Raw genomic sequence first — 23,638 nt, forward strand, 5'->3', positions numbered from 1 at the left:
TTTAGATGAAAGTTTGTAAAGTCTTAATCAACAATTGGTTGACGACTTGTGGGTTGGCTTGCCCTTTAGATACCTTCATAATTTGACCAACTAAGAAGCCAACCGCACGGTCTTTCCCGTTACGATAGTCTTCGACAGAGGCTTGATTAGCTGCCAAGACTTGGTCAATGATGGCTTGGATTTGCGCTGGGTCGCTAATTTGTGCCATGCCACGTTCTTGGACAATGACATCCGCATCGCCCCCTTCAGTAACCAAAATCTTGAAGAGTTGCTTAGCAATCTTAGAAGAAATGGTCCCTGATTCAATCAGACGAATCATTTGCGCAAGGTTGTGTGGCGTCAATTGAGTCCCAGACAAGGTAGTCTTGGCACTGTTCAAGTAAGCAGACACTTCACCCATGAGCCAGTTAGAGGCTTGTTTAGGATCTGCCCCTTCGGCTACGGTTGCCTGGAAGAAATCAGACATTTCCTTGGTCAAGGTTAAGACCATGGCGTCATAGGCAGGTAGGCCAAACTCCTTGATATAGCGTGCCCGACGGCTATCTGGCATTTCAGGAATGGTAGATTTTACTGCTTCTATCCATTCAGGAGCAATAGTAATCCATGGTAGGTCAGGTTCAGGGAAGTAGCGGTAGTCCGCAGACCCTTCCTTAACCCGCATGAGCAAGGTCTTACCAGTCGCTTCATCGTAACGACGAGTTTCTTGCCCAATCTTACCACCCGCTAAGAGCACTTGAGCTTGACGTTTCTCTTCGTAAGCCAAGCCCTTCTTAACGAAGTTGAAGGAGTTGAGGTTCTTGAGCTCGGTCTTGGTCCCGAAGGCTTCCTGACCATAAGGACGGAGGGAAATGTTGGCGTCACAACGCATAGATCCTTCTTCCATCTTAACGTCAGAAACTTCGGTATACATGATTTTCTCACGTAAAGCTTCCAGGTAAGCATAGGCTTCTTCTGGTGAGCGAATGTCCGCTTCAGAGACAATCTCAATTAGAGGCGTCCCTTGACGGTTAAGGTCGACATAAGAATAACCATCAGTGGCATGGGTGTTCTTACCCGCATCTTCTTCTAAGTGCAGACGCTCGATGCGAATACGCTTGGTTTGGCCATCGACTTCAATATCAATGTACCCATTTGACCCGATTGGCGTATCAAATTGAGAGATTTGGTAGGCTTTAGGGTTATCTGGGTAGAAGTAGTTCTTACGGTCGAACTTCATTTCAGGCGCGATTTGGCAGTTAAGCGCTAAAGCTGCCCGCATACCAAATTCAATGGCCCGTTTGTTGACCACTGGCAAGACACCAGGATAGCCCCAGTCGATTTCGTTAGTGTTGGTGTTAGGTTCTGCCCCGAAATGCGCAGGTGATGGGCTGAACATCTTGGAATCAGTCTTCAATTCCACGTGGACTTCAAGTCCGATAATCGTTTCAAAATTCATAGCGGTCTCCTATTCTACGGCTGCCCGTGGGGATTGGTTGACATAGTCATGTCCGACTTCGAAGTTAGCAGCCACTTGATAGATGGTTGCTTCATCCAATGGCTTAGCCATGAGTTGCAAGCCGATAGGAAGCCCGGCCTGGTCTAAACCAGCTGGCACTGACAAGGCTGGTAGCCCGGCCAAGTTGGCTGGCACGGTCAAGAGGTCAGCCACATACATTTCGATTGGGTCTTGGATTCGGCCTCCGATTTCAAAAGCGGTTGAGGTGGTCGCAGGCCCCATGATTACATCACAGGCTTGGAAGGCTTGCTCGAAGTCTTGGATAATCAAGGTCCGAACTTGGGCGGCCTTCTTGAAGTAGGCATCATAATAACCTGAGCTCAAGCTGAAGGTCCCTAACATGATCCGACGTTGTACTTCTGGCCCGAAACCTTCAGTCCGTGATTGTACATAGACTTCTTCCAGAGTTTGCGCACTTTGCGAACGGTAGCCATAGCGAATCCCGTCAAAGCGTTGTAAGTTAGAAGAGGCTTCTGAAGAGGCAATAATATAGTAGACATTAATCCCGTACTTAGAATGTGGCAAGGAAATCTTCACAATCTCTGCCCCTTGGCTTTCAAAGTAGGCAGCGGCTTGATCCATGCGCTCGCGAATTTCCTGGTTAATGGCTTCTGAGCGATAATCCACTGGGAAACCAATCTTCAGACCAGCTAAAGGTTGGCCAATCTTAGCGCTATAGTCAGTGTCAATTTCAGGCAAGGAAGTGGAATCCTTGGCATCATGGCCGGCAATGGCTTCTAAGACCAAGGCGTTATCGGCCACGGTTAAGGTCATTGGCCCAATTTGGTCTAAACTAGAACCAAAGGCGATAAGCCCATAACGAGAAACAGAACCGTAGGTTGGCTTCATCCCAACTAAACCAGTAAAGGCAGCCGGTTGGCGAATACTCCCCCCAGTATCGGTCCCTAAGCTAGCAGGCACTTGGCGGGCTGCAACAGCTGCCGCAGAACCACCAGATGACCCACCTGGTACGCGGTTCAAGTCCCAAGGGTTGCGCGTTGTCTTGAAGGCAGAGCGCTCACAGCTAGCTCCCATGGCAAACTCGTCCATGTTGAGCTTCCCTACAATGATGGCACCGGCTTGGTGGAGCTTTTCTACGACCGTTGCATCATAGGTTGGCACGAAGTCTTCCAGCATACGGCTGGCAGCAGTCGTTACCAAGCCCTTAGTTACGATATTATCTTTAACCCCAATCGGAATCCCGTTAAGGATCGGCGCATCCGCCCCATAGCCACGTGCATCCGCTTGAGCTGCGGCTGCTAGGGCCAAGTCTTTGTTGAGGGCCAAGAAGGCTGCTACTTGTCCATCTGTCGCTTCAATACGTTCGAAAGCTGCCCGCACCAAGTCTTGGGATGTAAATTTACCGGCTGCTAATCCTTCTTTCATGGCTAAGATTGTCGTTGGATATTGGGTCATCTTAGGCTTCCTCACTTTCCATGATGGCTGGTACTTGAATGAAGCCATCCTTGCTAGTTTTAACATTAGCTAATAATTGCTCCCGCTCAACCCCTGCTTGGGCCTTGTCTTCACGGAAGACATTGAGGAGTTGGTTGCCATGGTAAGTCGGTGCGACCCCTTGGGTATCCACTTGTTCGAGTTGCTCAACAAAGTCGATGATAGCATTGAATTCCTCGGTAAAGGCATCAATCTTGCTGTCATCGAATGAGAGTTTCGCCAATTTGGCGACGTGTTTGATATCGGCTGGTTGGACCATGCGATTCTTCCTTTCTGATACTGACTTTATTTGCTAGTTAATGAAGGGACGAGCGACCCCTTATTTTAGGATTTGCGATTGATACTGGTTGCTACCCGCCGGCTTGGTAATAACGGCTTCAGTCCCTTCTGATGACTCAATCTTCACTTGCAGATCCAGTCCTTCAGGGAATATATTCTGGGCGACATCCGTCACATGCTGGGTTAGAGCGGTAATCTCCGTTAAATCATAGAACTGGGTCACGATATTAATCTTAAGCGAAGCTAGGCTGCCGTTGATATTGAGGGCTTCAGCCGTAATCCCATTAAGTTTAGGGAAGAAGTCGCTGACCTTGGTCCGGAATTCTTCAAAACCTGGGTATTGATCGTTACTACCTTGGTTGGTCCCTACAAATGGCAGGAGAGCCCGGCTTTCGTTATGCTCGGTCCAATCGGTTACGGCATTCCCCTCACGGGAAATCCCATCTAAGACAAAGGTCCCACCCACCACATTATTGGCAGGGGCTTGGCTGAAGATAGCCACAGAGATTGGCACGGAACGCAATTCAGGAGTTGCCCGCAAACGGCCCACGATGGTGTTGGCGTAGGCTTTACCCCGTTCCCGCATTTCGCCGATCGAGATTTCCTGACGGTGCACCACGTTATTGGAGTCGGTATATTGGTATTCACTATTCATGGCCAAACCGATGACAATTCCAGATAGAGAGTAGCCATCGTTGGTTTCCACCATAATGTCTTTTTCCATGATTTGGGCCAGATAAATTGGCGTTGCAGCCGCGTCCGTAATCACCTGGTCATTGGAGCTAGATTCTGCACTAGACGATTCTTCCTGGCTTGACTCACTGCTTTGCGCCGAAATGGTGCTTTCAGCCTTACGCTGTTGCTCGGCATCATCGGGCAGACGAGGGTTAAGCCCTTCTGGGTTATCATCTGATTCACGGCCCGTCCAACGGGTCATGGTCTCCAGATTAATCAGGGTTCCTTCTTGCAGGAAATATTGGTTGGTTGGAAAGACGCCTTTGGCAATCCGCAGGAGCCCTTCTTCAAAGGCACGGATATTACCGGCGGAACTAAGGTTGCTGTCAGAGCTGCTGGCTACCCCTAATTGGTAGCGACCATTGCTGATAACTGCCCGATAGTTCTCACTAGACAGCTGGTTCTGAGTGGTCTGAACTACCACCTGGTTAGGTCCTACCACTGGCTTTTTGGTTTTTTCGGCTTCTAGGTTGTTAAGACACCCTGCCAGGGTCAGACTGACTGCCGCGAGGGTCAGTCCCTTCTGCCATTTATTTTTCATATTTTCACCACTTTTTATAGATTTGCTAAGAAACTGGCTTCGTCAAGGATGGTTACACCCAAGGATTCCGCCTTGCTTAATTTGCTTCCGGCTTCCTGACCTGCCACCAAATAATCGGTCTTCTTAGAGACACTACCGGTGACCTTAGCCCCCCGCGCTTCTAAGAGCTCCTTGGCTTCAGAACGCGAATAGCTTTCCATGGTCCCAGTCAGGACAACAGTTTTACCTAACCAGAAATCATTGACTGTGTCACTTTCTGCCACTTCAAGAGGCTGTGGCCCCTGATAGGTCAGGTTAACGCCTGCCTCTGCTAGGCGTTTAAGCATGGCTTGGCTTGATTCCAAGGCTAGATATTGTACTAGAGATTGGCTGATAATTGGCCCTAGCCCTTCAATGGCCCCAATTTCCTCGGCAGTCGCCTGGCTTAACCTATTCAAATCGCCAAAGACTTGCAAGACTAAGCGCGCTGCCTTGGCGCCCACATGTCGAATGCCCAAGCCAAAGAGCAAACGCTCAGCGGAGTTGGACTTGCTAGCTTCAATGGCAGCCAGTAATTTCTGGGCGGATTTTTCTTGGATTTTATCTAGACCTAAGAGATCTTCTAAGGTCAAACGATAGAGGTCATCCAATTCCGTGACTGCTTGACTAGCGACTAGCTGGTTAAGAATACGTGGTCCCAAGCCCTGAATGTTCATAGCACCCCGAGAGACAAAATGGCTCAAGAGGGCTAGGCGTTGGGCCGGACAGACTAGGTTAGGACAGCGTAGAGCTACTTCTTCACCCTGACGTACTAAAGTCGTCTGACATTCCGGACAATGGGTCGGAATAAGCAGGGGCTGACTGTCTTGTGGCCTCTTGGCTAGAAGCACTGAGGTAATCTCAGGAATAATGTCGCCCGCCTTGTGGATGGTAACTTGGTCGCCCAAGCGCACATCCAGGCTCTCAATCAAGTCCACATTGTGGAGACTGGCGCGTTGGACCGTTGTCCCTGCCAATGGCACGGGATCCATAATGGCAGTTGGTGTCACGACACCCGTCCGCCCCACGGTCCATTCCACCTCACGTAGGGTGGTCACAGCTTCTTCAGCCGGAAATTTATAGGCAATGGCCCAGCGTGGTGCTTTGACCGTAAAGCCTAAGGCCTGTTGCTGGTCAATGCGGTTAACCTTGATGACCACGCCATCAATCTCATAAGGCAAGTCATGGCGTTGTTGGCCAATCATTTGGATATAGTCAATCACTTCTTCAGCCGTCTGACATTCACGTCTGAGCGGATTGGTCCGTAGCCCCAATTGCTCAAAAGCCGCAAAAAGACTGGCCTGACTCTCAGGATGAAATTGATCCGTATAGACTGCACTGTAGAGGAAGATATTGAGTTGGCGGTCGGCCACCGCACGCGGGTCTAACTGGCGTAAGCCACCAGCCGCCGCATTGCGGGGATTCTTAAAGATTTCTTGACCTTGGGCTTCACGCTCCTCATTGAGCGCTAGGAAAACAGCCTTAGGCATGTAACATTCACCACGCACTTCTACTGACAGATTTTGTCTTAAACGTAGAGGTAAGGAGCGAATGGTACGAAGATTCTGGGTGATGTCTTCGCCAATTGTCCCATCCCCCCGCGTGGCGCCACGAACAAAGACACCGTCCTGGTAGGTAAGGGCAATGGCTAAGCCATCGATTTTACATTCACACATAAAGGAGACAGGGCCCTCGACTTGCTGGGTCACCCGCTCAATAAATTGTGTCACTTCTTCTGGACTGAAGGCATTGCCTAGACTATACATGGATTCTGCGTGAGCCACTTTGCTAAAACCTTCTAGGAGCTGGTCCCCAACCCGTTGGGTGGGTGAATCTGGCGTAATCCACTCTGGATGCGCCGCTTCAATTTCTTCCAGTTCCCGATAGAGGGCATCATAGCTTGCGTCACTGACCAAGGATTGGTCTAGAACATAGTAATGGTAGGCATAGTCATTTAATAAGTGCTTGACTTCTTCAAGGCGTGCCTGAAGGTTTTGGCTTGGCATTTTCATTCTCCTTCATATCCAGGTCAGCTAGTGAGCCATGGGCCCACTACCCTATTCTACATTATAGCGCATTTGAGCGAATTTTTCTCGGAAAATGCGAACTTTTTACAAAAGTGCAATATGCCCTTGTGGCTTGGCCACCATCAAGGACATCAGTCATGCAAAAAAGCTGAGACTTCAGTCTCAGCTTGGCTTATTTTATTCATTTGCCTTAGTCAAAGGGGCATAGGCTGCCATCAAATCTTTGATGCCTTGCGAGGCAAAGGCCACGCTCAATAGTTGGTCTTTGCCAGCCTTAGCCACCTTAACGATGGTGCCCTGGCCGAAGGTCTTGTGAAGGACCTTATCACCGACCTGCCAAGTCTGACCTGCTCCACTTGCGGAAGTGCTAGCCCCAGCTACTGGCCCCTTATGACGAAGGGCCGCTTGATTCTTAAGGCGACGGTCACCCGCTTCTTGCTTGCGAATGGTCCGACTAGGCGCGACATTGACGGTTGGCTGATGATGCAAGCCCGTCCAAGAAGAAGGGCTATCAGACCAGGTCTGCTTCCAGCTGCTTTGGCCGTAGGCGCTTGATTGACGGCCAGAACCTAACCACTCGACTAAATCAGGTTGGATTTCATCTAAAAATCGACTAGGTGGATTGGTCACGGTTCGGCCATATTGCAGGCGTCGCTTGCTAGCAGTCAAATAGAGGGCGCGTTCAGCCCGGGTCATGCCCACATAGGCCAGACGTCGCTCTTCTTCTAGCTCGTCAGGATTCTCACTAGCCCGACGCAGTGGGAAGAGTCCCTCTTCCATGCCTACCATAAAGACATAAGGAAATTCCAAACCCTTGGCTGCATGTAGGGTCATAAGGGTCACCTGATCTAAGGCCTCTTCCTGATTGTCTGCATCGGTCATAAGGGAGACATCAGTTAAAAATTGGGTCAGTGGCGCCAAAGCCACTTCTTCCTGGCCCTGAGTCTGAGCCAAATAATCAGGATCTTGTTCCAAGATCGCCTCCCGCTCCGTTTGGTCAAACTGGGTGACGACTGAGGCAAATTCTTCCAAGTTCTCCAAGCGGTTGGCCGCCTCTACCGTCCCTTCTTCCTTAAGCGACTTAAGGTAACCCGTCTTATCCCAAACTTCTTCCGTTAAGTCCCGGAGTGGTAAGAAAGGCACTTGCTGGCGCAGGCTTTCAATCAACTGGGCAAAGTCCAGCAGCTTTTTCTGAACACTGGCTGAGAAATTGGAGAAATGCAGGCGCCCAATGGCCTCAAACCAGGAGACCCCCAGGGAATCCGCGAATTCAGCCAACTTGGTCACCGTTGTTGCCCCAATCCCCCGCTTAGGCACATTAATGATTCGGTTAAGGCTGAGGTTGTCATGTGGGTTGTCCAAAAGCCGCAGATAAGCCAAAGTGTCCTGGATTTCCTTGCGAGCATAGAACTTAAGTCCCCCTACTACCTTGTAGGGCATATTGGACCGCAAGAGGGCTTCTTCTAGCCCCCGTGATTGGGCCTGAGTCCGATAGAGCACGGCTACTTGGCTATAGTTGGCGCCTTCTTGGTCCCGCAAATGCCGGATAGTTCGCGTAACAAAATCAGCTTCTTCCAAATCACTATCGGCAGAATAGATTTGAATCTTTTCCCCTACTTGGCCGTCACTCCAGAGCTGCTTATCCTTACGCTGGAGGTTATTCTCGATCACACTGTTAGCGGCCTTAAGAATAGTTTGAGTTGAACGGTAATTCTGTTCTAGCAAGATTACCTTAGCTTGAGGGTAGTCCTGCTCGAAGTTAAGGATATTAGCCATGTTGGCCCCCCGCCAACCATAGATAGATTGGTCAGCATCCCCCACCACACAAATATTCTTAAGCAACCCCGCCAGGAGTTGAACTAGGCGATATTGACTATGGTTGGTATCTTGATACTCATCTACATGAATATATTGGAATTTCTGCTGATAGAACTGGCGGATGGTCGGATTCTGCTCAAGAAGTCGCACGGTCAGCAAAATCAGGTCATTAAAGTCCAGAGCATTGGCGGCCTTAAGTCGCTTCTGATAATTACGGTAGATATTGGCATGAATCTCATGAATATAGCCACTATCAGAAGCTAGGAAGTCATCCGGCAAGTAGCCTTGGTTCTTAGCCGCATCAATGACCCAAAGCAAGTCCTTGTAGTTATACTGGTCACTGTCCAAGTTCAAGTCCCGCAAGACCTGCTTCATCAGGGTCTGCTGCTCGCCCTGGTCAATAATGGTAAAGTTCTTGGCATAGCCCAGCGTCTCGATTTCCCGACGCAGAATACGGGCACACATGGCATGGAAGGTAGCCACCCAAATAGAAGAAGCCTCTTCCCCCACTAGACGTTGGACCCGTTCTCTCATCTCGGCTGCTGCTTTATTGGTGAAGGTAATGGCCAGGATATTCCAAGGATTGACTTGCCGCTCCTGAATCAGGTAGGCGATGCGGTGGGTTAAAACCCGCGTCTTACCACTCCCTGCTCCGGCTGCAATGAGGACAGGCCCTTCCGTAGTCAGAACCGCCTCTCTTTGTTTTGAATTTAAGCCTTTAATCAACGTATCTAGCGCCGTCACATGCCCAACCTCCATCTTCTAAATCTCAACTCCCATTATAACAAATCCTGAGACTAAACTCACCTTTCAAGTCAAAAACTATAGCTGGTTATATGAAATTAAGATAGCCAAAATAGCCCTAAACCCGCGCCAGACATACCAAACTGTGTTATACTTATCAACAATAAGTCGGCTGATGACAGCCAAATATGAAGGAGTTGAACTATATGTCCCAAACATCATTAGAATTTATCGGCAATACCCCTGTCTATCAATTAGACAATAGCAATATCTATGTCAAACTCGAGAAGTACAACTTGGGTGGCAGCGTCAAAGATCGTGCCGTTCTGGGTATGATTCAAGCAGCTCAAGCAGCAGGTGCAGTAACGCCTGAAACCATCTTTGTTGAGCCAAGTTCTGGTAACACTGGGATTGCAGTCGCCCTTCTGGCCTCTGTCTTGGGTCTCAAGGCAGTTGTCATCATGCCTGAAAGCTTTAGCGTGGAGCGTCGCCAACTTATCAAAGCATACGGGGCGCAACTCGTCTTGACTCCAAAAGAAGGCGGCATGAAGGCAGCTATCGCTAAGGCGGAAGAAATCAAGAGCCGTTATCCAAACGCTATTATTTTGAGCCAATTTGATAATCCAGCTAACCCAGCTTACCACCACCAAACTACAGGTAAGGAAATCCTAGAACAAGTGCCAGACCTTGATATCTTTGTCGCAGGGATTGGGACTGGCGGTACCTTCACAGGGGTCGTGGAATACTTGAATGAACACAAACCAGGCGTCCTAGCAGTGGCCTTAGAACCAGAAGATTCACCTGTTATCAGCCAAGGCCGGGCCGGCGCCCATAAGATTCAAGGGATTGGGACTGGCTTCCTGCCAGGTAACTTCAAACCTGAATTAGCCAACCAAGTCCTAACTATCAGCAATGACGAAGCCTTCGCTGAAGCCAAAGACTTTATCCGGACGACTGGTATTGGGGTCGGTATTTCGTCTGGTGCAGCCTTGGCCGGGGCTAAGAAACTAGCTGCCCAATATCCTGACAAAAAAATTGTGACCATCTTACCTGATGGCGTAGAGAAATATCTCTCCGTCTTGGACTTTGAAGGTGGGAACTACGTCCAAGTTTAATGTCTTTCTGGCAACGACTTTCCTATAATATTCAACGCGTCATGGCCCTTGACCCTGCTGCCAAGTCGCCTTGGATGGTCTTCTGGACCTATCCACATATTAAGGCTCTCAACTACCACTACATTGCCCATGCGCTCTATGTCAAAGGCCATCCACTTCTGGCTAGACTCTTAGCCAAACGCGCCCGTCGCGTGACCGGTATTGAAATTCATCCTGGCGCCCAAATTGGCCCTGGCCTCTTTATGGACCATGGCATGGGCATCGTCATTGGCGAGACAGCCATAGTTGGCAAGGATGTCACCCTCTATCAGGGCGTGACCCTCGGCGGGACCAAGTTAGACCCCGTCAAGCGCCACCCAACGCTTGAAGACCATGTCCTGATTGGAGCGGGCACCAAGATTCTGGGTAATGTCACAATCGGCCAAGGAGCCAAAATCGGCTGTAATGTCGTCATCAAGCAAGATGTGCCTGCAGGTGCCATCGTATACGAAGCCCCCGTCTGGATTAAGTACCCGGGGCAGGACCAAATTGTGCCTTTCTACAAGACTTCTACTAGCTCTGCTTCAGAGCCAAAGGCTAAAGGCTGAGACAAGTGTCTCAGCCTCTTTTTGATTGGCAATCAAAGACAAGAAACCTAACCTTATGCTATAATAAGGCAAAGACTATCTTAGGAGGTTTTCAATGAAACAGAATAATAATCATGCGATGTTCACAGCCTTACCATTCGGGATTTTCTTCATCCTCATGGGTCTTTGGGCTGTTCTCAATATCCCGAGTGCAATCAATAAACAGGATCAGGTTGGCCTTATCATATCTAGTATCTTTGGCCTACTCTTTATCCCTATGGGCATCAGCTTCATTTTCCTGGCTTTCAAAATCAGACGGGAAACCAAGGCACGCTACGAAGCGACCTACCAACGCTACCCTGAATTGCGTGACAACCTCTCCTTGCTGACGGAGCAAGCTAGCTTTGTGGACCCACTCAACCAATTCTATGTCTACCGCGATACCCTCTTCTATATCAAAAACGGCTTCATTGACTACCAAATCGAAGAGTTAAGCCTAATCGGTGTAAAGATTGAACGCATGAAAGACGGCCCACATGTCTCATCCAACCACCTCTTCTTCCTCTACATGAGAGAAGGTGAGCAGGAAATGCATTCTTTAGATATGGGGACTGTCAGTCAGCAAAAATACGACAATCTCATTGAACTCTTCCGCTATCTGATGCAAGTCAAACCAAGTCTTCGTTTTGAAGATGCCATCTCAGACAAGTAAGTCAAGGAGGTAGTATATGTCTCTATTCAAGAAACTTAGCCTATTAGCAGCCGGTCTGGTCTTAACGACTAGCCCCGTACTGGCCCAATCGTCATCTGAATCTAGCCAGTCTGGCTCAAGTCAAACTTCTTACGAAAGCCTAGAAGCTGCTAGCAACGAGTTGACTCCTAAACTGAAGGAAGCCTTAGACCTCAAGGATGCTAAGAAGACTCTTGACAATCTCGCTCAAGTCTTCAAATGGGAAGTAACGGACAGCAAGGAATCTCAACTAGCTAATACCGACTTCAAGTACACCATCCACCGCTTCGGTCCTGAGGCAGTGCTCCTATCAACTCCCGATAACAAGGTGTTAGCCTTCGCTATGGCTAAGCTAGACGCCGATAGCATCCGACAACGCATGGCAGGCCTAGGGGTCAAACCTGAAGCCCAAATGGAGCGATTGCTTAATCGGGAACCCTCGCCTGTCGATAAGGTCTTTGTCGAGACTAAGGATTTCGGCCTTATCCTAAGTGGCCACCGCATCGGTCAGGACGAGAAAAAGCCTGACAAACCACAGTACGATCTCTTCCTTATTTACAACCATGATTTCTACAAGGCCATGGTCAAAGACTTTGAATAAACATAAAAGGCTAAGTAAAGAACTTAGCCTTATTTTTATAAAATCCAGGGACAAGAGCCCTGGATTTCTTGTTTGAGGCTTAGTTGTCCAGGGGCCGCCAGGCCATGGTCCAGCGACAGGACAAGCTAGGTCCTGTAATGCGATAGGCATCTGGCAAGGCAGGACCACAGGAGTTGGTCCCTAGACCACTTTGAGCTAAATCCAGGTTGAGATAATAGCCCGATGGCTCCGGCAATTGATCGCGGTGGCTAGTCTGGCTCAAGGTCTGCGCACTATAAGGCGATAGACTGAAATTAAGCCCCGAACTAGCTGGAGTCTGGTCTTGAACTTGCCAGAGAACCGGCGCCTGGACAACTTCTAGCCATGACACCTGGCTACGGTTGCCATTTTCTTGCGGCTTAATGTAAGGCTCATAGAAATCTCCGGCATCCAAACTGAATTGGGCCCGGTAGCTAGCCGCCTGCTTGTCGGCATAATTTTCAAAAGGTCCCTGCCCCAGATAATGAACCGTCTGGGCATCCACCAATGGCAGGCAAAGGCCAAAGCGTGGCAAGAAAGGCATTTGGCTATCCAAGTTAGCTTGGACTTCCAAACTTAACTGGCCATCCTTAGCCAGTTTCCAAGCCCCTGTCAGACTCAATGGATTCTGCCGCGCCAGCGCCGTCATAGCCCCTGAGAAATGTAGGCTAACACCATCTGCTTGAACTTCTAGGTGACTGTCTCGAATCCAAAGCTGACTGTGATGATAATTGGCCGCTTCCCATTCCTTACGAACATGGCGATCATTATCTGTTGGAGCCCTCCAAATTTGCCAGAAGGCAGCTTGCTTGAGCAGTTCCTGACCGGCATAGCTAATTTGACTTGGCGCCATTCTCCCCTTATCAAAGGTCAAGACTAGGTCGCCCCAGGTCAACTGATAACTGGCCAGGCCTTCCTGGCCACTGACGGCTTGTGGCGCTTGGCTCAGACTAGGGACTTCATAGGCTGCCAAGCTTACCTGGTCGAAGCCATATTCCTCTTCATTTTCCAGGCCCAAATAGACAAAGCGGACACTGGCCATACTAGCTAGGTCCCCACAGCAAGTTAAGTCGACCCAAGTAGTTTGACCTGGCTCAGCCTGCCAAATTGCACAGTCTTGACTAGTTAAGAGCAAGCCCTCCCGATTAAAGGCTTCCACGCGCAAGTAGAGGGCCTCTGCCAAATTCAAAAAGGCATAGTCATTACGGAAGCAAGCTCGATGGGCTTGTAAATCAAAGTCAATTAAGCGGACTGGCCGGAAGACCTGTTTATGCTCTAAGAGACCCGTATGCAAGGTCCGATCAGGATAGACCAAGCCATCCATGCAGAAGTTGCCGAAGTGCGGATAGTCGCCAAAGTCGCCCCCGTAACGGTAGGCAAGTTCTGCTTGCCCCGCTTGTGGCACTGCGATAGCATGGTCACACCATTCCCAGACGAAGAGTCCAATCAATTGAGGATGTCGCTGCATGCAGTCATAATAATCTTCCAGACCACCCGGTCCATTGCCCATGGCATGGGCATACTCGCAGAGCATGAGCGGCCGATCAAGTGGTGCATATTGGCCCCCCTCGCTGAAATAGAGCGTCTCGATTTCTTCAATAGAAGGATACATCCGACTGTAGACTTCCACATGCTGCTTATTGTGCGCCTTAGCTGGGTCACGGAAATAATAGCCTTCATAGTGCAGAATCCGTGTCGGATCCCAAGACTTGGCTTGGGCCAGCAGGACTTCGAAATTGACGCCAAAGCCTGATTCATTACCCGCCGACCACATGATAATGGAGGAAAAGTTCCGCAATGGCAAGACATTGGCTGCCATACGAGTTACTAGAGCCTCTTGCCACTCAGGATCCTCCGCTATCTGATTAAAGTTGCGGCTATAGCCACGGCCATATAGATCTACCACCCCATGACACTCTATGTCGGCCTCACTGACCACATAAAAGCCCAAGCGATCACATAGCTCATAGAATTCTGGTGACTTTGGATAGTGAGCCGTCCGAATAGCATTGAAGTTATGGTGCTTGATGAGCATCAAGTCCTGAACTTGGCGTTCCAAGGTCACCGTCGCTCCCGTATCCGGCCAAGAATCGTGGTGGTTAACCCCTATGAGTCGGATAGCCTGATGGTTACAGTAGAGGCCAGCTTTATCGATGGCTAACTCACGCAGACCAATGGCTTGTTTATAGGTCTCGCCTGCCACCGACCAGTAGAGCGTGTATAGGTATGGTTTTTCAGCCGACCAGAGATGAGGCTCATCAAGGGACAAGGTCAAGGTCTGCTGGCTAGAATCCAGTGGCAGATTGGTCTCCTCCAAGACTAGCTGCCCCTCCGCATCTTCCAAGCGATAGGACCAGCTCCCCCCTGTCTGATTAAGGGACCAAGACCATTCCAACTGGGCCGACTGGCCATCTGGCGCTACTTGGGGACGCAGATGAAAATCAACTAGTCCCTGAACAGACCGCCGTCTCAGATAGACATCGCGGAAAATACCACTCATGCGGAATTTGTCCTGATCTTCCAGATAAGTCCCATCACACCATTTGAGAACTAGCACTGCTAGCTGGTTCTGCCCTTCTTTGATATAAGGGGTTAAATCATAAACTTGCAAGCTGTGCGAAATTTGCCCATAACCGACAAAATGATCATTGACCCAGACATAAGCAGCTGAGTCTACTCCTTCTAGCACCAGTTCTGTCCCAGGCAGGTCTGCTAAATCCCTAATCTCAAAGCTTCGTTTATAAAGCCCGGCAGGATTGGCATAAGGCACATAAGGCGGATTAAATGGAATGGGATATTCCGTATTGGTGTATTGAAAGTGATCGTATCCCTGATACTGCCAACAACTCGGCACCGGCATCGTGGTCCAATCCAAGTCCTCTTGGTGAGTCGTCAACCAATAAGGCGCTTCTATCAAGCGGACATTATCAAAATAATGGAAATCCCAATCCCCATTCAAGTTCACAAAACGAGACGATTCCTGTCGCCGCTTGGCTCGCTTGGCCTCTTCTAAATTCCCATAGGGAATGAAGTAGGCCGCCTGTGGCATTTGGCCAACAGACTGAAGACTCAGGTCTTCAAAAAAGTTACTTATTAACATGGCTATCCCCCTTCAGCGCATGACCAGGTCGAAACACCTGGATACGCTTCCTTCTCTTCTATTATAGCATAAGTCCCTTGGCCAGGAACCCACGCACCCCAAACTTGTTATCAATTCTCCACAAAAAACTGCCCCTAAGGGGCAGTTTTTTTGCCTTCTTACTCTCTTTCACGTTTAGGACGGAGTCCTAAGATTCCTAAGAATGAGAGGACCAGTCCACCTAGGACAAAGCCAGATGGGCTCTCACCCGTTTCGGGTAGGCGGTCCTCATGGCTAGCAACTGCTAGCACCTTGTCACCAGCCGGTCTAGCTTGGCTTGCTTGTGTTTGCTCTTCTGGCCCAACCGGATCACTTTGCCCTGGTTGACTCGGTTCTTGGCTTTGTTCCGCTTTAGCGAAGACTAAGGCGTAGTGGGTAAAGTGTGGCCCCTCAAAGACAAGCCGGCCATCTTGCACTTGGAAAGGCAAACTTTGTGCTGGCCCGTCCTCAGGCAAGAAGAGTACTTGTTCTACTTTTTGGCCTTGAGGCGCTGGTAGACTGACCTTAGCTGGATATTGAGTATCCACATCCCGACCCTGAGCGTCTTGGCCTTCAATATCATAGACAAGGGCTTGCCGTCCCGCTAAGGCTTGTTTTTCAGCTTCCGTCAGGTCTTCTGGCCCTAGCTTACCAACCTTGAGACCCGCAATCCGACTTGGCTCCAGCCCTGAGAAGGCGACGGTGACATCGTGACTTGGGTCATGCAAGACGGTCGGCGTGACTTTCTTAGCTGCTAAGATTCTTTCTTCAAGTTGAGCCTTAGCTGTCGCAAAGTCTGCCGGACTTACCAAGTCTTGGTCCATCAAGGTCCGTGCCTGACTGACTTGTTTGCTTAGTTTATCCTTTAATTCAGGATCTTGTAGACGGTCCGCCCAGTCCTGACCTAATGAGGCCACTGCGCCTAGAACTAGGCGCGCCTCATCGCGACCTTTCTGGCCCGATAGCTTGCCTAGGGCTTTATTCAAATTAGCGAGTGCCGCATCTACCTGAGCTTGCTCAGCGGTCTGTGCTGTCTTAACTAAGTCCTGAGCCTTGCTGACACTATCCTTAAGGGCCGCCTGTTCTTCTGGGGTTGCAAATTGATAGCGGTAGTGCGGAAGCAGGCGCTCAACTTCAGCTAATTTCTGGTTGAGATATTCCAAGTTAGCCTCTTCTTTTTCCACCCAAACAGAAAAGTCCACGGTAAAGTCTTGATAGTGCAGAGTTACTTTCTGCTCACCTAATCGTTGAGGGTCATAACCAGAGACTGTAACACCTGGATCTTGGAAGGTATGGGTGTGGTGGCTTTGGTCTGAATACACTACTTGGAATCTGCCCTTGGATAAATCCAAGTCTTGGCCTGGACGATAGTGTTGATTTGGCAGAGTCGTAATAGCCAGATGGGTAATTTCCTTACTGTCATCGTTCGAATCGGCCTTAGCTACATAGACTCTCAGCGTTTGAGCTAGGGTTTGGCCCAGGTAGCTGACCGTTAGATCTTGAGCACCCAGCTTAGTCGCATCATAACCGCTGACTGTCACCCCTGGGTGGGTCAGGTTAATGAATTGATCCTCTTTGGCTCCTTCTAGACGAACTCGCAATTTAGCACCTGCTAGATTCAAGCCATCCTTGACATGATAGACCGTTTGCTCTAAGCCATGTTCCAAGCTGACTTCCTGAATCTTTTGGTGAGCGCTCGTGGAATCTACTAAGACTGCGGATAGGTTGCTAGCTTCCTTGCCTTCTTCCCAGGTCTTATAGTAGAGCAAATGGCTGCCTTCTGCTAAGCGAACTGGTTGGAAACTGTAGTCTCCCGCTTGATCAGCCTTTACTTCCCCTAGTAGCTGAGTCGCTTCCCGGTCAGCATAAAGTCTCACTGTGGCCTTGGCAGGCACCTTGTTCAAACCAACTTGGACATAGCCATCCCCCAAAGATTGAGCGGCCACATTAGCCATTGGCAGGTTGGTGGATTCTTTGGAAGCAGCTTGTTCATACATCTTCCAGTTATAGATTCGAATCGCTCCCCAAGGCGTTCCGTTATGGGAAGTCACCACGTCCAAACGCCATTCTTGAGCGGTGATTGGTCGATCTAGGTCCACATCCGTTACATGAGCACGGTTGCCACGAATTGATTTAGCCAGTAACCATTCTCCGGTGGTCATATCCTTGTAGTAGAGGTCAAAGTCGCGGGTATTCATGAGACCGTCATTGACAGACTCGCCACCAGCCCCAGCATGTTCAACCACCCAGCGACGGACCGTTCTGACTTGGCTGAGTTTAATGTCGACATGACCTTGAGGATCTAGAATACACCATTTGTCGGCATTAGAGGTAATGGTCCCGTTCAACATGGCGTCAGCTGGCTCAGAACCATCGCTAGGCCCGGATGCAAAGGTCACAGTAGCTCCTGGCACAATATTAGGTGCCTGCTCTTGTGGTTGTGTCGTATCAGACGTAGTCATTTGCCAGTCAAAAGTCGCATAGCCGGCTTCGGACCGCAAGCCATTCTTGCCCACGGCCACCACTTTGAGCCGTTGAGTCGTCCCATTAGCATCCTGTGGTCGAGTCACTTTAGCTAAATAAATATGGTGGTTAGATGAACCAGTCAGTAGATGCCATTTATTAGGTGCGACTTCTTGATAGACTTCATAGTAATCCGCATTGGCACTTGGTGTAAAGGCTAGATGGGCTTGTGCCTGACGGCTAGAGCTGAGTTGCTTAGACACAACCTGTACTTGGCTTGGGGCCACAGGGGCTGTTGCCGTCTTCAAGAGGTCGATTTGCCCTAGGTTGAAGCGATAAGCAGCTTGATCTGTCTCACTCTCAAAGGCAAACTTAATGGCATAGATCGTTTTGCCCTTCAAGCTAGATAGGTCCAAAGTATCTTGGTGCCAGTCTTTGCCTGGCGTTAAATCAAAGTAATGGAAGCTATCGGCGCTATAGTTGGCCTGGGTGGCTAAGCCGACCCGGACACGGCTTCCTAGGCCACCTTTGTGGGCTAGCTTCAACTGCGTAGTCTCACCCACAGCTAACTTGGTGGCATAAAGCATGGCTTCTTCGGGATTCTTAGCCCCTAAATGACCAGAAAATTGAAGTGAGTTCCCGCCGTTATAGGCATCTTCAAAGTCATAGTCACCCTTAAGGCCAGCTTCCCCATTCTTAGAACGAATCCACCAACGCCAGGTTGGTAAAATACCAGACACCGACCGGTAGTTCCATTCAGAGTCTTTAGAGACTTGGCCATCTACATACCAACGTTTACCGTGACCCGTATTGAAGCTGGTGTGGAATTGGTCGCCTAGAATGGCTGTTTTATCAGCGATGTAGCCAGACAAGCCATACCAAGTGCTATCTTCTGGTTTTGGCTTGGTTGGGTCTTGTTGCAAGCCCGTCCAGAAGTTGTTTTCTTCCCGGTGGTAACTTTCCCCGGTGGTCCCAATCCCTAGGATGGAATCCGGTGCAAAGAGCCCCAAGGAAGTCCGAAGCTTGCCTTGGTCATCTAGCAAGTCCCAGAATGGCACCTGGGTCTTATAAGAGTTCTTCTGTAATTCAAAGCCCATATAGACATCATACTGGGAACGATTGACAGCCTTAGCGCTATTGACCGATTCATCCACTGATGCCTTACCCCAGTTGAAGTTGGCGAAGAACTCGTCGACTGGAACAGGACCTTGTGGTTTTTCTGCCTTCATATAATCGCGGTTAACTTCTGTTAAGGCGTTTTGGTGATTACGTTGGCCGTTAATATCAAAGGCATCATACCAAGAAAATTTGAGATTCACTTTTTGCTCGGCCGCATATTGTTTAGCATAGAGCATGAACTGCCGCATCTTCTCACCCTTGCCATAGAGGCCATGGCCGGTGGTTTCTTGGTTAATAAAGTAGCCATCATAGCCATAGTATTTGGCTACGTCAACTAGCTTGCGCGCGAGCGGGAAGGTGTTAGAGCCTTCTTGATCCTCTTGCAAGAACTCCAAGAAACGTTTGCGGTCAGCACGACTCGTGGACCAGTTGAAGAAGAGGGTCCCATAGACTGGCACCCCATTACGGTGGCCAGCATCAATGACATCAGGGCTTGGCACTAAACCATCCCAGAATACCATGGAATCCAGGTATTGCCAGTGGTCGAAGGCATAGGTCTTAAACTCCTCGCCCCCAACAGAGGAATGGTCTTCCGCCTTGGCGTTCATATTCGATAGGGCTTGAACCTTAGCATCTGGGTTAGCCGTTGGGTTGACTACATGTCCTTGATAATGCGAAGCTAGGGGGACACTGGCCCGGTTAATTTCGTCATCCTGACGCGCTCCCGGTTGCCAATCTAGGAGTTCTTGCCAGGTTTGGAACTTCACTTCCTTTGGCTTGACCTCTCCACCTTGCTTTTGCGGTGTGTCAGGCACTTCTTGAGCAGGGGCAGGATTGGCAACTGCTTGGTTGCTTTCTGCACTCGCTTGACTGGTCTGATCTGACTCACTGCTAGCTGGGCTTGAGGCTGGCTCTTCACTTAGGCTCGAATTGTCACTAGGGGACGTGGCAGTCTGACTGACCTCAGTTTCGGGACTAAGCTGGTCTATGGTAGCCTCTGTATCTGAAGTCACCACTTCTTCCGCCGCTACCCGAGGGGCTCCGGCCAACAACAAACCAATGGCCAGGGAAGAGGCTAGGGCTGCCTTCATCTGCCAATGGGGGGAAACACTTGTCTTGCTCATACTTCTAACTCCTTTCATATTTGGTCTTGCTTTACCCCCATTATATGACTGCGCTTACACAATAACTATCTCAAAACTATAGATAAATTATCAGAAATTATGGCTGTTGTATGCCACCCTCTTGACTAGCAAAGACTTGTTCTTATCTACCTCTACATAAGATAAAAAACCCGCCAAAAGGCGGGTTTGAATTCAGGTGATTAAAGGTACTTAAGTGGCGTCGCTAGTTCTGGATCGGTCATATGAACCTTGAGTCGACGACCGACTTCAATATCATGTTGTTCTAGAATACCCGTACAGGTAGAGAGGGCTAATTCCTTGGTGTTATTTTCCTTACTCAAGTGGCCCAAATAAATATCTTGGGTGCTAGTCCCTAGCATATCGACCATGGCCAGGGCGCCATCTTCATTAGACAAATGGCCCTTGTCACCCAAAATCCGTTGCTTAAGCGACCAAGGATAGGCGCCATAGCGTAACATTTCAATCTCGTGGTTAGATTCAATCAGATAGGCGTTGGCATTCTGCAAGAGGCTACGAAGTCTTTCGCTGACATAGCCTGAGTCCGTCAACATGACGAACTGCTTATCTCCCTGTTGGAAGGCATAGAATTGAGGCATGGCCGCATCATGGCTGACTTGATAGGTTAAGACATCCAAGTCCCCGAAGGTCACCAACTGATCTGGTTCTAACTCGCGACGGTTGTCAGGGTCAATGGCCCCCAGCATCCCATCCATGGCTTGCCAGGTTGCCTTATTAGCATATACTGGCAAATTATATTTGCGGGATAGAACGCCTACCCCATGAATATGGTCCTTATGTTCATGCGTCACCAAAATGGCATCCACATCGGCCACACTGCGGTCAATCTGGGCCATCAAAGATTCTATTTTCTTGCCACTCAAACCCGCATCGACCAAGAGTCGTTGGCGGTCTGACTCCACATAGGTGACATTGCCGCTACTACCGGACGCCAAGATTGAAAATCTTAAGCCATTGGCATTCTGGCTTATTTCCTGCGCTCTTACAATCACACACTCGCCTACTTCCCTATCTTCAAATCACACGCTATCTAAGACCCTCTGGAATTATTTCCTAGTCTCATCTCCACTGTCTAGTATACGCAAAAGGACCCTTCAGTGCTAGTAATATGCGTATAAAAAAGAGGCCAGTTTGACCTAGCCTCTATATCCTTTTAATCCTTCAATTCAATCTTCAGTACGGCATCAATTTGGTTAGGTAGGAGATAAGTATAATGCTCCACTTCCCCCATTTGGACGAAGGTCAAGCCTGGAAAGGCCTTGATATTCCAACTATCCGAAACCTGAAGCTCTGAGCCATCATTCAACCAAGAAATACGTTTGATTTGATCGCGGTCAATGCCCGGCAAATAAAGGGGCCCAATCGGTTGCTCGAAGAGATGGGCGTAGATGGTCTGGCCTTTGCGCGTATAGTAGCCCCAGTCAGGTTTTGGCAGGTCTGCATAGCCGCAGCCATAGATACTTTCCGCGTGTAAATTCATCCAGTCAGAAAAATCACGCAGAATAGCCTGACTCTCGGCTGGGAAGCGACCTTGAGCAGTTGGCCCGATATTGAGCAGCATGTTGCCCTCCTTAGCTACGCACTCCACTAGCTTATGAATGAGCGTTGCCGATGATTTATAGTGATGGTCTCTAGCGTGATAGGCCCAGTTATTATTCATGGTCAAGCAGAGTTCCCAAGGGACAAAGTCCCCGGCTTCGTTACGGATGCCCTCATGTGGCACCACTTGCTCAGGACTGACAAAGTCCCCAGCATAGTCGCTAATGGTCTCCGTTACAATACTGCCAAAGCCCTCGCCAGAAGTCTCTAGACGGTTATCAATCAAAATCCAAGGTTGATGGCCCCGAACGAGCTCAATCAATTCTTGGGCCCGCCAAGCCTGTCCACACATTTTGCCATAAGAGAAGTCAAACCAGAGGATATCCAATCGGCCATACTGGGTCACTAATTCTTCGACCTGACGGTGCATATATTCAACATAACGATTGAAATCTTGCCCCGGATCAGCTGCTTGGTGCTTGCGGGGATGATAAGGGTCGCCTGCATGAGGATAGTCAGGGTGGTGCCAGTCTAAGAGACTGTAATAGAGGCCAACCTTTAGTCCTTCAGCACGTGCAGCGTCAACAAATTCTCGTACCAAGTCACGGCCACAAGGGGTATTAGTTGCCTTGTAGTCCGTCCACTGACTATCAAAGAGGCAGAAACCGTCGTGGTGCTTAGCCGTCAGAATCATATACTGCATGCCTGCCGCCTTGGCCTGTCGCGCCCATTCCTGAGGTTGGTAGCCCTCGGGATTGAAACAGTCTAGGTAGCTGGGGTATCTTTCCACGATTCCTGGGTCATGGCTGTAGACCCACTCACCTCGAGCAGGAATGCTGTAAAGCCCCCAGTGTAGGAACATGCCAAAACGCGCCTGACGGAACCATTGAGTCCGTTCCATAATTTGAGCCAGAGTCTGGGTCATGAAGGCCCACCTCCAAGGTTGATAGATGATAACTTCATTTTGTGTCCTCCTAAAAATAGTCATTATTGCACATCTATTATAGCCCTAAAAGACAGCGTTTACAACAAACTTGCTAGATCCCCCTACTATTCCAATAAAACCAATACTTGTAAGCCCCATCATTCCGGTGTAAACTAGTAGGTGTAAATTAATCTTGTCATATTAAATTCGAAGGAGTTGTCCTCATGATTGTTCGTGATACTGTCCAAATGGCCTGCCCTTATTGCCAGCATGTCCAAGATTTCGAAGTTCTCTTGCTTGTGACTGGCGATATGGAGCCCCCTCTGCGTGACCGCATTATCTCTGGCGATTGGGCGACCTTTAGTTGCCAGAAGTGTCAAAAGCAGGAACGTATCCTCTACCCTACCCTCTACGAAGGCCGCGTTCGCAAGGTCAGAATACACTACCAGCCAAACGAAGTGGAAGCCGCTCAACTCCTCAAGCAATTGCCCGAGACGGTCGCCTCTTACGGACCTGATTATGCCGACTACCAAGTCCGCCTAGTAACCAATCCCTTGGACTTCATGGAGAAAGTAGCCATCTTCACTGCCGGCTATGATGATCGTATCATGGAAGCAGTCAAACAGGCCTTAAAACAAGCCGACAGCCTTCCTAATGACCTAGTCGACCTCTACTTCGGACTTAACCCTGAAGGAGACAAATTGTTCTACCTCTACACTCCTTCTGGCTTGCTGGGGCTAGACTTTGATGAGGCACTCTACCAGCAAGTAGCTGAGCGGGCCCCTGAATTTGGCCAAGATCAAGTTTTTGTGGTAAATCAAGAGTGGTTGGCTCAAGAAACTTGGATTTAGAAAGCAAAAAAAGACTGGAAGCTAGAGTATCCAGTCTCTTGTTTTGCGATTAGGTAACTATTTTAGTCAAAGATTGAGTAGGCACCAAAAAAATTTTCTAGAATAGGCAATTTGGGTACACGGCATCTAGTCGGTTTACTTAAGTAAATAATCCAACAATTCATTTATCCCATATTCACAGCTCAATCCTAAGCTCCTAGTCTAACATTATCAAACATTTAAAATTGAATTTTAAATTTGAAACTCTGGTAAAATCTCCTTACTTGCCGCTAGACGTAAAGAATCTATATATTAGCTACTTGTAGGATTATCACAAAT

General features: G+C 49.1%; 15 protein-coding genes. 5 read left to right on the forward strand and 10 right to left on the reverse strand.

The annotated features are described in order from the left end of the window. Position 1: 1 nt before the first annotated feature. The 6 genes from gatB to pcrA form a co-directional block, all read right to left on the reverse strand. Positions 2-1,435, reverse strand: coding sequence for an Asp-tRNA(Asn)/Glu-tRNA(Gln) amidotransferase subunit GatB (gatB, locus tag Q0339_RS05435; protein WP_298077804.1), 1,434 nt, complete (start codon positions 1,433-1,435; stop codon positions 2-4). 9 nt (positions 1,436-1,444) lie between these two features. Next, on the reverse strand, positions 1,445-2,911 hold the full coding sequence (gene gatA, locus Q0339_RS05440; RefSeq protein ID WP_298077805.1) for an Asp-tRNA(Asn)/Glu-tRNA(Gln) amidotransferase subunit GatA: 1,467 nt from the start codon (positions 2,909-2,911) through the stop codon (positions 1,445-1,447). Between the two features lies 1 nt (position 2,912). Next, positions 2,913-3,209, reverse strand: a complete 297-nt coding sequence (gatC, locus tag Q0339_RS05445; RefSeq protein WP_070756494.1) for an Asp-tRNA(Asn)/Glu-tRNA(Gln) amidotransferase subunit GatC — start codon at positions 3,207-3,209, stop codon at positions 2,913-2,915. A gap of 60 nt (positions 3,210-3,269) precedes the next feature. Further along, the gene (locus tag Q0339_RS05450; protein ID WP_298077807.1) at positions 3,270-4,505 is read right to left on the reverse strand and encodes a CamS family sex pheromone protein; all 1,236 of its coding nucleotides are present in this window, start codon (positions 4,503-4,505) and stop codon (positions 3,270-3,272) included. A 14-nt stretch (positions 4,506-4,519) separates the two neighbouring features. Then, the gene (gene ligA, locus Q0339_RS05455; RefSeq protein WP_298077808.1) at positions 4,520-6,529 is read right to left on the reverse strand and encodes an NAD-dependent DNA ligase LigA; all 2,010 of its coding nucleotides are present in this window, start codon (positions 6,527-6,529) and stop codon (positions 4,520-4,522) included. Between the two features lie 198 nt (positions 6,530-6,727). After that, positions 6,728-9,127: a DNA helicase PcrA gene (gene pcrA / locus Q0339_RS05460; protein WP_298077809.1), complete on the reverse strand. Its 2,400-nt coding sequence runs from the start codon at positions 9,125-9,127 to the stop codon at positions 6,728-6,730. A gap of 191 nt (positions 9,128-9,318) precedes the next feature. Here pcrA and Q0339_RS05465 point away from each other — a divergent pair, with 191 nt between their 5' ends. The 4 genes from Q0339_RS05465 to Q0339_RS05480 all read left to right on the forward strand — a co-directional run bounded on the left by Q0339_RS05465 (position 9,319) and on the right by Q0339_RS05480 (position 12,124). After that, a complete protein-coding gene (locus tag Q0339_RS05465) occupies positions 9,319-10,227 on the forward strand; it encodes a cysteine synthase family protein (RefSeq protein WP_035363955.1) in 909 nt (302 codons plus the stop codon). Continuing rightward, on the forward strand, positions 10,227-10,814 hold the full coding sequence (gene epsC, locus Q0339_RS05470; protein ID WP_070756490.1) for a serine O-acetyltransferase EpsC: 588 nt from the start codon (positions 10,227-10,229) through the stop codon (positions 10,812-10,814). The genes Q0339_RS05465 and epsC overlap by 1 nt, the downstream gene beginning before the upstream one ends. A 94-nt stretch (positions 10,815-10,908) precedes the next feature. Then, on the forward strand, positions 10,909-11,505 hold the full coding sequence (locus tag Q0339_RS05475; RefSeq protein ID WP_298077810.1) for a hypothetical protein: 597 nt from the start codon (positions 10,909-10,911) through the stop codon (positions 11,503-11,505). A 16-nt stretch (positions 11,506-11,521) separates the two neighbouring features. After that, positions 11,522-12,124, forward strand: a complete 603-nt coding sequence (locus Q0339_RS05480; protein WP_298077811.1) for a hypothetical protein — start codon at positions 11,522-11,524, stop codon at positions 12,122-12,124. A 79-nt stretch (positions 12,125-12,203) separates the two neighbouring features. Here Q0339_RS05480 and Q0339_RS05485 read toward each other — a convergent pair whose 3' ends face one another. The 4 genes from Q0339_RS05485 to Q0339_RS05500 form a co-directional block, all read right to left on the reverse strand. Continuing rightward, positions 12,204-15,242 (reverse strand): glycoside hydrolase family 2 TIM barrel-domain containing protein, encoded by a 3,039-nt coding sequence (locus Q0339_RS05485; RefSeq protein ID WP_298077812.1) that lies wholly within the window; start codon positions 15,240-15,242, stop codon positions 12,204-12,206. Positions 15,243-15,400: 158 nt separating this feature from the next. Beyond that, positions 15,401-19,966, reverse strand: coding sequence for a bacterial Ig-like domain-containing protein (locus tag Q0339_RS05490; RefSeq protein ID WP_298077814.1), 4,566 nt, complete (start codon positions 19,964-19,966; stop codon positions 15,401-15,403). Positions 19,967-20,166: 200 nt separating this feature from the next. Continuing rightward, positions 20,167-20,994 carry an MBL fold metallo-hydrolase gene (locus Q0339_RS05495; protein ID WP_298077928.1) on the reverse strand — a complete coding sequence of 276 codons (828 nt, stop codon included), beginning with the start codon at positions 20,992-20,994 and terminating at the stop codon, positions 20,167-20,169. 164 nt (positions 20,995-21,158) lie between these two features. Beyond that, entirely contained in the window at positions 21,159-22,469 is a 1,311-nt protein-coding gene (locus Q0339_RS05500) for an alpha-L-fucosidase (RefSeq protein ID WP_298077816.1), read from the reverse strand. Between the two features lie 224 nt (positions 22,470-22,693). On the opposite strand from Q0339_RS05500, the gene Q0339_RS05505 reads away from it, so the two are divergent. After that, positions 22,694-23,320, forward strand: a complete 627-nt coding sequence (locus tag Q0339_RS05505; RefSeq protein WP_298077818.1) for a CpXC domain-containing protein — start codon at positions 22,694-22,696, stop codon at positions 23,318-23,320. Positions 23,321-23,638: the final 318 nt, after the last annotated feature.

This window comes from uncultured Abiotrophia sp. (genome assembly GCF_938010525.1).
Classification (GTDB): domain Bacteria; phylum Bacillota; class Bacilli; order Lactobacillales; family Aerococcaceae; genus Abiotrophia.